The following is a 9,017-nucleotide window of genomic DNA, read 5'->3' as shown; positions in this document are numbered from 1 at the left end:
GGCGATAACATCAAAATGGTTGTCACCCTGATCGCTCCGATCGCGATGGAAGAAGGTCTGCGTTTCGCAATTCGCGAAGGCGGCCGTACCGTCGGCGCTGGCGTGGTTGCCAAGATCGTCGCTTAATTCCGACGATTGGTGAAAAGGGCTCCTTCGGGAGCCCTTTTTGTTTGCATCCGGGTGTTTGACATGCTTGGGGTGCGTCCGTACAATTGCGCCTCCTTTTCACAGGCGTATTGCGTCTGGTGAAGATGGTAACGTCGAGTCTGAGGTCAAAATGCAAAACCAACAAATCCGTATTCGGTTGAAGGCTTTTGACCATCGCCTGATTGATCAATCCACCCAGGAAATCGTGGAAACCGCGAAACGTACTGGTGCTCAGGTGCGTGGTCCGATTCCTCTCCCTACCCGTAAAGAGCGGTATACCGTTCTGGTTTCTCCGCATGTCAACAAGGATGCGCGTGACCAGTACGAGATCCGCACTCATAAGCGCGTGCTGGACATCGTTCAGCCGACGGATAAAACCGTCGATGCTCTGATGAAGCTTGATCTTGCGGCGGGCGTGGAAGTGCAGATCAGCCTCGGCTAAAACCTGCTGGTTTTAGTCGTGTAACGCTCTGAAATGGGCGGCCATAGCGGGTGAAAGCCCCGTACACTCATGAGGTTTACAACATGAAAATTGGTGTAGTCGGTCGAAAGTGCGGCATGACCCGCGTTTTCACCGAAGAAGGCGTCTCTATCCCGGTAACGGTTATTGAGATCGAGCCTAACCGTGTTACTCAGTTCAAAAACGAAGAAAGCGATGGCTATCGCGCGGTACAGGTTACCGTCGGCGAGCGTCGTGCTTCTCGTGTGACCAAGGCCCAGGCCGGTCACTTCTCCAAAGCCAGCGTCGCTGCAGGTCGTGCGGTTCTTGAGTTTCGTCTTGAAGAAGGCGAGTACAAGGCCGGCGATCAGCTGAGCGTCGAGCTGTTCCAGAATGGTCAGCTGGTGGACGTCACCGGTCAGTCCAAGGGTAAAGGCTACGCCGGTACCATCAAGCGCTGGAATTTCCGTGGTCAGGACAATACCCACGGTAACTCCGTATCTCACCGTGTGCCTGGCTCCATCGGCCAGTGCCAGACTCCTGGTCGTGTCTTCAAAGGCAAGAAGATGTCCGGTCACATGGGTGCTGAGCGCGTGACTGTTCAGTCGCTGGAAGTCGTGCGCGTTGATGCCGAGCGTAACTTGCTGCTGGTCAAGGGCGCCGTTCCTGGTGCTACTGGTTCGGACGTTATCGTTCGTCCAGCTGCCAAGGCTCGTGGTTAAGGAGAGGCTGAGATGCAATTGAATGTAAATGGCGCTCAGGCCATCGAGGTCTCCGAGCACACATTTGGCGGCGAGTTCAACGAGACGCTGGTTCACCAGGCAGTCGTCGCCTACATGGCTGGCGGTCGTCAGGGTACGCGTGCGCAGAAGACTCGTTCCGAAGTTTCTGGCGGTGGTAAGAAGCCATGGCGTCAAAAGGGTACTGGTCGCGCGCGTGCGGGCACCATCCGTAGCCCTATCTGGCGTTCCGGTGGTACGACGTTCGCTGCCAAGCCTCAGGATCACTCCCAGAAGCTGAACAAGAAGATGTATCGCGCTGCGCTGCGGTCGATTCTTGCTGAGCTGGTACGTCAGGAGCGTCTGGTTGTCGTCGAAGATTTCGCTGTCGACGCCCCTAAAACCAAGACACTGCTGGGTAAGCTGAGCGGCTTGGGCCTAACTGACGTGCTCATCGTTTCCGATGCTGTCGATCAGAACCTGTATCTCGCTGCTCGCAACCTGCCACACGTCGATGTGCGTGATGTCCAGGGTTCGGATCCGGTTAGCTTGATCGCTTACGACAAGGTGCTGGTCACCGTGTCCGCCGTGAAGAAATTCGAGGAGCTGCTGGGATGAACCAGGAACGCGTATTTAAAGTGCTGCTTGGTCCGCATGTCTCCGAGAAGGCAACCATGCTGGCGGACAGCAATAAGCAGTTCGTATTCAAGGTTGCCACTGATGCAACCAAGCTGGAAATCAAGAAGGCTGTCGAGTCCTTGTTCGAAGTGAAAGTGGCTAAGGTCACTACGTTGAACGTGCAGGGCAAGACCAAGCGCACCGCTCGCGGTTTGGGCAAGCGCAACGACTGGAAAAAGGCGTACATCGCACTCCAGCCTGGCCAAGATCTCGATTTCGCTAACAGCGCAGAGTAAAGGGGAGCATCATGGCAATCGTTAAATGCAAACCGACTTCTGCCGGCCGCCGATTCGTGGTGAAGGTGGTGAATTCGGAGCTGCACAAAGGCGCTCCCTATGCACCGCTGGTCGAGAAGAAGTCCAAGTCGGGCGGCCGTAACAACAACGGTCGCATCACGACTCGTCACGTTGGTGGTGGTCACAAGCAGCACTACCGTCTGGTCGATTTTCGTCGTAACAAGGATGGCATTCCTGCTGTCGTTGAGCGTATCGAATACGACCCGAACCGTACTGCCCACATCGCGCTGCTCAAGTACGCAGACGGTGAACGCCGTTACATCATCGCCCCGAAGGGCGTGTCTGCAGGTGATCAGCTGATCTCCGGCGCTGGCGCTCCTATCAAGGCGGGCAATTCTCTGCCGCTGCGTAACGTGCCAGTTGGTAGCACTGTGCATGGCATCGAGCTCAAGCCTGGCAAGGGCGCGCAAATCGCTCGCTCCGCGGGTGCGTCTGCTCAGCTCGTTGCGCGTGAAGGTGCCTATGTGACCTTGCGTCTGCGTTCCGGCGAGATGCGTAAAGTGCTCTCCGAGTGCCGCGCAACGCTGGGTGAAGTATCCAATGGCGAGCACAGCTTGCGCTCGCTGGGTAAGGCTGGTGCATCGCGCTGGCGTGGCGTTCGTCCGACAGTTCGTGGTGTTGCCATGAACCCGGTCGACCACCCGCACGGTGGTGGTGAGGGTCGTACCTCGGGTGGTCGTCATCCGGTATCGCCGTGGGGTGTGAAGACCAAGGGTCTGAAGACACGCTCCAACAAGCGTACCGACAAGATGATCGTCCGCCGCGGCAAGTAATCAATCGAGGATACGACTGTGCCACGTTCTCTGAAAAAAGGTCCTTTTATCGATCTTCACCTGTTGAAGAAGGTCGAGGTCGCGGTGGAGAAGAATGATCGCAAGCCAGTTAAAACCTGGTCGCGTCGTTCGATGATCCTGCCGCAGATGGTCGGTTTGACCATCGCTGTGCACAACGGTCGCCAGCATGTCCCTGTTCTCATCAACGAGGATATGGTCGGCCACAAACTCGGCGAGTTCGCTGCTACCCGTACCTATCGCGGGCACGTAGCGGACAAAAAAGCCAAGCGCTAAGGGGTAAGGAAAGATGGAAGTAGCCGCTAAGCTGTCGGGCGCTCGAATTTCCGCTCAGAAAGCCCGCTTGGTCGCCGACCAGATCCGCGGGAAGAAGGTGGGCGAAGCGCTCAACCTCCTGGCCTTCAGCAGTAAGAAGGCCGCCGAGATCATGAAGAAAGTGCTGGAGTCGGCCGTGGCCAACGCCGAGCACAACGAAGGCGCAGACGTGGATGATCTGAAGGTCTCCACTGTTTTCGTCAACGAAGGGCGTTCGCTGAAGCGCATCATGCCGCGTGCCAAAGGCCGTGCTGATCGCATCGTCAAGCGGTCTTGCCATATCACTGTCAAGGTTGCGGACAAGTAACGGAGTCTCAGATGGGTCAGAAAGTACATCCCGTTGGCATTCGCCTGGGAATCGTCAAGGAGCACACCTCCGTCTGGTACGCAGACAAGCGTAACTACGCTGATTATCTGCTGGCAGATCTGCAGGTTCGTGAGTATCTCCAAGACAAACTAAAAAGCGCGTCCGTTAGCCGTATCGATATCCATCGTCCGGCTCAAACCGCACGCATCACCATCCACACTGCTCGTCCTGGCATCGTGATCGGGAAGAAAGGTGAGGATGTCGAGAAGCTGCGTCAGGACCTGACCAAGAAAATGGGTGTGCCTGTTCACATCAACATCGAAGAAATCCGCAAGCCGGAGCTCGACGGTATGTTGGTTGCTCAGAGCGTTGCCCAGCAGCTGGAGCGTCGTGTGATGTTCCGCCGCGCAATGAAGCGCGCGGTTCAGAACGCTATGCGTATTGGTGCCAAGGGCATCAAGATCCAGGTGAGTGGTCGTCTTGGTGGTGCGGAAATCGCACGGACCGAGTGGTATCGCGAAGGCCGTGTGCCGCTGCACACGTTGCGCGCTGATATCGATTACGCCACCTACGAAGCGCACACCACTTACGGTGTGATCGGCGTCAAGGTTTGGATCTTCAAGGGCGAGGTCATCGGTGGCCGCCACGAAGAGCTCAAGCCGCAAGCGCCAGCGCCTCGTAAAAAAGCTGCTAAATAAGGGGTACGCCAAATGTTGCAACCAAAGCGTACAAAATTCCGCAAGCAGATGACCGGTCACAACCGTGGTCTGGCTCGCGGTAGCAAGGTTAGCTTCGGTGAGTTCGCGCTGAAGTCGACCAGTCGCGGTCGTTTGACTGCGCGTCAGATCGAAGCGGCACGTCGTGCGCTGACTCGTCACGTTAAGCGTGGCGGTAAGATCTGGATCCGTGTTTTCCCCGACAAGCCTGTTACCAAGAAGCCTCTGGAAGTCCGGATGGGTAAAGGTAAGGGTAACGTCGAGTACTGGGTAGCCCAGATTCAACCGGGCAAGGTGCTCTACGAGATCGAGGGTGTATCCGAAGAGTTGGCGCGTGAGGCATTCGCCCTTGCAGCTGCGAAGCTGCCACTCGCCACCTCCTTTGTTAAGCGGACGGTGATGTGATGAAAGCGAACGAACTTCGTGAAAAGTCCGTCGAGCAGCTGAACGAGCAATTGCTCGGCCTGCTGCGCGACCAGTTCAATCTGCGTATGCAGAAAGCAACTGGCCAGTTGGGGCAGTCTCACCTGCTCTCGCAAGTTAAGCGTGACATCGCTCGCGTGAAAACTGTGCTTAACCAGCAAGCAGGTAAGTAATCATGGCTGAAGCCCAGAAAACCGTCCGTACGCTGACCGGCCGTGTCGTCAGCGACAAGATGGACAAGACCATCACCGTACTGATCGAGCGTCGCGTTAAGCACCCGATCTACGGCAAATACGTGAAGCGTTCGACCAAGCTGCATGCTCACGACGAAACCAACCAGTGCAAGATCGGCGACAAGGTCACCATTCGTGAGACCCGTCCGCTGGCCAAGACCAAAACTTGGGCGCTGGTGGAAGTCCTCGAACGTGCCGTGGAAGTCTAAGGACTAAGGGTCGGAGAAAGATATGATTCAGACTCAATCCATGCTCGACGTCGCTGATAACAGCGGTGCTCGTCGCGTTATGTGCATCAAGGTCCTTGGTGGTTCGCATCGTCGTTACGCTGGTATCGGTGACATCATCAAGGTGACCGTCAAGGAAGCGATTCCGCGCGGTAAAGTGAAAAAGGGTCAGGTCATGACTGCGGTCGTGGTCCGTACCCGTCACGGCGTTCGTCGTCCGGATGGTTCCATCATTCGTTTCGACGGCAACGCCGCCGTACTCCTGAACAACAAGCAGGAGCCCATCGGTACCCGTATCTTCGGGCCAGTGACGCGTGAACTTCGTTCTGAGAAGTTCATGAAAATCGTCTCGCTCGCGCCTGAAGTGCTGTAAGGAGAAGCCGTCATGCAAAAGATTCGTCGTGACGACGAGATCATCGTCATCGCCGGCAAAGATAAGGGCAAGCGTGGCAAGGTGCTCAAGGTTCTCGCTGACGACCGTTTGGTCGTCGGTGGGGTCAACCTCGTGAAGCGCCACACCAAGCCCAATCCTATGGCTGGTATCCAGGGCGGTATCGTCGAGAAAGAGGCGCCATTGCACGTCTCCAACGTGGCTATTTTCAACGCCGAGACCAGCAAAGCTGATCGCGTCGGCTTTAAAGTTGAAGATGGCAAGAAAATTCGTGTCTTCAAGTCGACCCAAAAAGCGGTCGATGCTTGAGCATCCCTAGGTAAATGACCATGGCACGACTCAAAGAGATTTACCGGAAGGACCTCGCGCCCAAGCTGAAGGAAGAACTGAAGCTTGCGAACGTGATGGAAGTTCCGCGCGTTACTAAAATCACCCTGAACATGGGGTTGGGCGAAGCTGTCGGCGACAAGAAAGTCATCGAAAGCGCAGTTGCTGATCTTGAGAAGATCACCGGCCAGAAGCCTATTGTCACCTACGCTCGCAAGTCGATCGCAGGTTTCAAAATTCGTGAAGGTTGGCCGATTGGCGTCAAGGTGACGCTGCGTCGCGATCGTATGTACGAATTCCTTGATCGTCTGCTGGCAATTTCGTTGCCGCGCGTTCGTGATTTCCGTGGCCTGAACGCTAAGTCGTTCGACGGTCGTGGTAACTACAGCATGGGCGTCAAAGAGCAGATCATTTTCCCGGAAATCGATTACGACAAGATCGATGCGCTGCGTGGATTGGACATCACGTTGACGACGACCGCCCGTAACGATGATGAAGGTCGCGCATTGCTGCGTGCTTTCAAATTCCCGTTCCGTAACTGATTGGAGTAGGTAATGGCCAAGCAGAGCATGAAGAACCGCGAGCTGAAGCGTCAGCAAACGGTCGCGAAGTACGCCAAGAAGCGTGCTGAGCTGAAAGCTACTATCGCCAACCCGAACTCCACAGCCGAAGCGCGCTGGGAAGCTCAGGTTGCACTGCAGAAGCAGCCACGCGATGCGAGCGCCGCTCGCCTGCGTAATCGCTGCCGTATCACGGGTCGTCCGCACGGCGTTTATCGCAAGTTCGGTCTGGCGCGTAACATGCTGCGTCAGGCGGCTATGCGTGGTGACGTTCCAGGTCTGGTCAAGGCCAGCTGGTAACGCCGCGACGTTAGTCGGTTGAATGAATCAAGCCCCTTATGGGGCTTGATTCATTTATAGCGCGTCACTAGAATGACCGGCTCTTCTGAGCCCGTGTTTTGCTGGTGGCTCGAGAAATGAGGCCGTCAGGCCGTTCTTTATGTAGTTAGGAGCATCAAGCCCATGAGTATGCAGGACCCGTTAGCGGACATGCTAACTCGTATCCGTAATGCCCAGATGGCTGAGAAGACCGTGGTTAACATGCCGTCTTCCAAGCTGAAGGTGGCAGTTGCCAGCGTTCTCAAGAACGAAGGTTACATTTCGGGATACCAGGTTAGCAGCGACGCCAAGCCGCAGCTTTCCATCGAGCTCAAGTACTTCGAAGGCCGTCCGGTCATCGAGGAGCTCAAGCGCAGCAGTCGTCCTGGTCTGCGCCAGTACAAGTCCGCCGATCAACTGCCAAAGGTTCGTGGCGGTCTCGGTGTTTCGATCGTTTCCACCAATAAAGGTGTGATGACCGATCGCGCTGCACGCGCCGCTGGCGTGGGTGGCGAAGTGCTCTGCACTGTTTTCTAAGGGGAGTAGCCATGTCTCGCGTAGCTAATAACCCCGTGAAGTTGCCCGCTGGCGTCGAAGTGAAGCTGGCAGGTCAGCAGTTGTCCATCAAAGGTGCCAAAGGTGCGCTCGACCTGAAGGTTCATTCTTCTGTCGAAATCACCCAGGATTCTGGCGAGCTTCGGTTCGCGGCCCGTAATGGCGATCAGCAGAACAAGGCCATGGCCGGCACGACGCGTGCGCTGGTCAATAATATGGTGATTGGCGTCAGTCAGGGCTTTGAGCGCAAGCTCCAGCTCGTGGGCGTCGGTTACAAGGCTCAGGCCAAAGGCCAGGTTCTGTCCCTCGCGCTTGGCTTCTCGCACCCTGTGGACTACGAATTGCCGCAAGGCATTACGGCAGAAACACCCAGCCAGACCGACATCCTGATCAAGGGTATCGACAAGCAGTTGGTTGGCCAGGTTGCAGCGGAAATTCGTGATTTCCGTCGTCCGGAGCCTTACAAGGGCAAAGGCGTACGGTACTCCGACGAAGTCGTCCGCCGTAAAGAAGCTAAGAAGAAGTAGGGCATAGCAAATGAGCGCAAAGAAAGAAACTCGTCTGCGTCGTGCTCGCAAGGCACGTCTGAAGATGCGGGAGCTGGAAACCGTACGCCTCTGCGTGTATCGCTCTTCCCAGCACATTTATGCCCAGGTCATTTCGGCCGACGGCAGCAAGGTTCTGGCCAGTGCGTCGACCTTGGACAAGGAGCTGCGCGAAGGCGCCTCCGGCAATGTAGAGTCCGCCAAGAAGGTTGGTCTGCTGGTGGCTGAGCGTGCGAAAGCGGCTGGCGTCACTCAAGTGGCATTCGACCGTTCCGGCTTCAAGTACCACGGTCGTGTCAAGGCACTGGCCGACGCTGCTCGTGAAGGCGGGCTGGAGTTCTAAGTTATGGCAAACAACGATCAGAAGCGCGACGAAGGCTACATCGAGAAACTGGTTCAAGTTAATCGTGTTGCCAAGACCGTCAAGGGTGGTCGCATCTTTACCTTCACTGCGTTGACCGTGGTGGGTGATGGCAAGGGCCGCGTAGGTTTCGGTCGCGGCAAGTCCCGCGAAGTGCCTGCTGCTATTCAGAAGGCCATGGAAGCGGCTCGCCGTAACATGATCCAGGTCGACCTGAATGGCACGACGCTACAGTACCCGGTGAAGTCTGCGCACGGCGCCTCCAAGGTATACATGCAACCTGCCTCCGAGGGTACCGGCATCATCGCCGGCGGCGCGATGCGTGCCGTTCTCGAAGTTGCGGGCGTACAGAACGTTCTGGCTAAGTGCTATGGGTCTACCAATCCTGTGAACGTGGTTTACGCCACTTTCAAGGGTTTGAAGAACATGCAGTCTCCAGATTCTGTTGCGGCCAAGCGTGGCAAGAGCGTCGAGGAGATTCTCTAATCATGGCTAACACCGTCAAAGTCACGCTCATCAAGAGTGTGAATGGCCGCTTGGCCAACCACAAAGCCTGCGTCAAAGGCCTCGGCCTGCGTCGTATTGGTCATAGCGTCGAAGTTCAGGACACTCCTGAAAATCGCGGCATGATCAACAAGGCTTACTATCTGCTGCGTGTGGAGGGTTAAT

Annotated in this window: 21 protein-coding genes; all 21 read left to right on the top strand. The window is 56.2% G+C overall.

Annotated features, from left to right (window positions below; translation table 11 throughout):
- Positions 1-126: EF-Tu C-terminal domain-related protein (locus IEY47_RS19925; protein WP_505909240.1), on the top strand; the 126-nt coding region annotated here is incomplete at its 5' end.
- Positions 127-277: 151 nt separating this feature from the next.
- Positions 278-589, top strand: a complete 312-nt coding sequence (gene rpsJ / locus IEY47_RS19920; RefSeq protein ID WP_003463313.1) for a 30S ribosomal protein S10 — start codon at positions 278-280, stop codon at positions 587-589.
- An 83-nt stretch (positions 590-672) separates the two neighbouring features.
- Positions 673-1,308 carry a 50S ribosomal protein L3 gene (gene rplC / locus IEY47_RS19915; protein ID WP_188985992.1) on the top strand — a complete coding sequence of 212 codons (636 nt, stop codon included), beginning with the start codon at positions 673-675 and terminating at the stop codon, positions 1,306-1,308.
- A 12-nt stretch (positions 1,309-1,320) separates the two neighbouring features.
- Entirely contained in the window at positions 1,321-1,923 is a 603-nt protein-coding gene (gene rplD, locus IEY47_RS19910) for a 50S ribosomal protein L4 (protein ID WP_188985991.1), read from the top strand.
- Positions 1,920-2,219, top strand: coding sequence for a 50S ribosomal protein L23 (rplW, locus tag IEY47_RS19905; RefSeq protein ID WP_188985990.1), 300 nt, complete (start codon positions 1,920-1,922; stop codon positions 2,217-2,219). The genes rplD and rplW overlap by 4 nt, the downstream gene beginning before the upstream one ends.
- An 11-nt stretch (positions 2,220-2,230) precedes the next feature.
- On the top strand, positions 2,231-3,052 hold the full coding sequence (rplB, locus tag IEY47_RS19900) for a 50S ribosomal protein L2 (protein WP_188985989.1): 822 nt from the start codon (positions 2,231-2,233) through the stop codon (positions 3,050-3,052).
- A gap of 18 nt (positions 3,053-3,070) precedes the next feature.
- Positions 3,071-3,346 carry a 30S ribosomal protein S19 gene (gene rpsS / locus IEY47_RS19895; RefSeq protein ID WP_188985988.1) on the top strand — a complete coding sequence of 92 codons (276 nt, stop codon included), beginning with the start codon at positions 3,071-3,073 and terminating at the stop codon, positions 3,344-3,346.
- Between the two features lie 13 nt (positions 3,347-3,359).
- Positions 3,360-3,692 (top strand): 50S ribosomal protein L22, encoded by a 333-nt coding sequence (gene rplV / locus IEY47_RS19890; protein ID WP_003103908.1) that lies wholly within the window; start codon positions 3,360-3,362, stop codon positions 3,690-3,692.
- 11 nt (positions 3,693-3,703) lie between these two features.
- A complete protein-coding gene (gene rpsC / locus IEY47_RS19885; protein WP_188985987.1) occupies positions 3,704-4,390 on the top strand; it encodes a 30S ribosomal protein S3 in 687 nt (228 codons plus the stop codon).
- 12 nt (positions 4,391-4,402) lie between these two features.
- A complete protein-coding gene (rplP, locus tag IEY47_RS19880; RefSeq protein ID WP_188985985.1) occupies positions 4,403-4,813 on the top strand; it encodes a 50S ribosomal protein L16 in 411 nt (136 codons plus the stop codon).
- Positions 4,813-5,004, top strand: a complete 192-nt coding sequence (gene rpmC, locus IEY47_RS19875; protein ID WP_003093720.1) for a 50S ribosomal protein L29 — start codon at positions 4,813-4,815, stop codon at positions 5,002-5,004. The genes rplP and rpmC overlap by 1 nt, the downstream gene beginning before the upstream one ends.
- A gap of 2 nt (positions 5,005-5,006) precedes the next feature.
- Positions 5,007-5,273 carry a 30S ribosomal protein S17 gene (gene rpsQ / locus IEY47_RS19870; RefSeq protein ID WP_188985983.1) on the top strand — a complete coding sequence of 89 codons (267 nt, stop codon included), beginning with the start codon at positions 5,007-5,009 and terminating at the stop codon, positions 5,271-5,273.
- Between the two features lie 22 nt (positions 5,274-5,295).
- Positions 5,296-5,664 (top strand): 50S ribosomal protein L14, encoded by a 369-nt coding sequence (gene rplN / locus IEY47_RS19865; RefSeq protein ID WP_003289207.1) that lies wholly within the window; start codon positions 5,296-5,298, stop codon positions 5,662-5,664.
- 12 nt (positions 5,665-5,676) lie between these two features.
- Positions 5,677-5,991 carry a 50S ribosomal protein L24 gene (gene rplX / locus IEY47_RS19860; RefSeq protein WP_188985980.1) on the top strand — a complete coding sequence of 105 codons (315 nt, stop codon included), beginning with the start codon at positions 5,677-5,679 and terminating at the stop codon, positions 5,989-5,991.
- Between the two features lie 20 nt (positions 5,992-6,011).
- The gene (gene rplE, locus IEY47_RS19855) at positions 6,012-6,551 is read left to right on the top strand and encodes a 50S ribosomal protein L5 (protein ID WP_188985978.1); all 540 of its coding nucleotides are present in this window, start codon (positions 6,012-6,014) and stop codon (positions 6,549-6,551) included.
- A 12-nt stretch (positions 6,552-6,563) separates the two neighbouring features.
- Positions 6,564-6,869 carry a 30S ribosomal protein S14 gene (gene rpsN / locus IEY47_RS19850; protein WP_188985976.1) on the top strand — a complete coding sequence of 102 codons (306 nt, stop codon included), beginning with the start codon at positions 6,564-6,566 and terminating at the stop codon, positions 6,867-6,869.
- Between the two features lie 162 nt (positions 6,870-7,031).
- Entirely contained in the window at positions 7,032-7,424 is a 393-nt protein-coding gene (rpsH, locus tag IEY47_RS19845) for a 30S ribosomal protein S8 (protein ID WP_188985974.1), read from the top strand.
- Between the two features lie 11 nt (positions 7,425-7,435).
- Positions 7,436-7,969: a 50S ribosomal protein L6 gene (rplF, locus tag IEY47_RS19840; protein ID WP_188985972.1), complete on the top strand. Its 534-nt coding sequence runs from the start codon at positions 7,436-7,438 to the stop codon at positions 7,967-7,969.
- A 10-nt stretch (positions 7,970-7,979) separates the two neighbouring features.
- A complete protein-coding gene (gene rplR / locus IEY47_RS19835; RefSeq protein ID WP_188985970.1) occupies positions 7,980-8,330 on the top strand; it encodes a 50S ribosomal protein L18 in 351 nt (116 codons plus the stop codon).
- Positions 8,331-8,333: 3 nt separating this feature from the next.
- Positions 8,334-8,834, top strand: a complete 501-nt coding sequence (rpsE, locus tag IEY47_RS19830; RefSeq protein ID WP_188985968.1) for a 30S ribosomal protein S5 — start codon at positions 8,334-8,336, stop codon at positions 8,832-8,834.
- Between the two features lie 2 nt (positions 8,835-8,836).
- Positions 8,837-9,016, top strand: a complete 180-nt coding sequence (rpmD, locus tag IEY47_RS19825) for a 50S ribosomal protein L30 (protein WP_188985966.1) — start codon at positions 8,837-8,839, stop codon at positions 9,014-9,016.
- Position 9,017 lies beyond the last annotated feature (1 nt).

This window comes from Pseudomonas matsuisoli, assembly GCF_014647635.1.
GTDB lineage: Bacteria > Pseudomonadota > Gammaproteobacteria > Pseudomonadales > Pseudomonadaceae > Pseudomonas_P > Pseudomonas_P matsuisoli.
This window is presented reverse-complemented; position numbering and strand designations above follow the sequence as displayed.